The organism is Rhodococcus sp. EPR-157 (assembly GCF_001647195.1).
In the GTDB taxonomy this organism is placed as follows: Bacteria; Actinomycetota; Actinomycetes; order Mycobacteriales; family Mycobacteriaceae; genus Rhodococcoides.
In genome coordinates, this window is record NZ_LVCV01000551.1 from 1 (window position 1) to 330 (window position 330).

At 60.9% G+C, this 330-nt stretch carries 1 protein-coding gene; it reads left to right on the forward strand.

From position 1 onward, the window contains the following. Window positions 1-330: LpqN/LpqT family lipoprotein (locus tag A2J03_RS24375; protein ID WP_197480942.1), on the forward strand; the 330-nt coding region annotated here is incomplete at both ends.

Below are 330 nucleotides of genomic sequence, written 5' to 3' on the forward strand. Positions count from 1 at the left end.
TCCCGAGCCACCTCAGATCGTGTTGCCGTTCCCGGAAGGCTGGGAGGATGCAGGTGAACAGACGCCGGACTGGGCATACGGAGCAATCATCTACACCGGACCCGAAAGTGCGGAGTACACGCCGTCGATGATTGCGATCGTGTCCAAGCTCGAGGGCAACGTCGATCCGCAACTTCTCATCGGCTATGCAGCGGGTGAGGTACAGAATCTGCCCGACTTCGCGCCGATGGGCGAGGGCAGGGTCTCGACGCTCGCCGGATTCCCGGCTTACCAGATCTCCGGCACGTACACCAGTGAGGATGGAACAGAACTCGTCTCGGCACAGAAGAC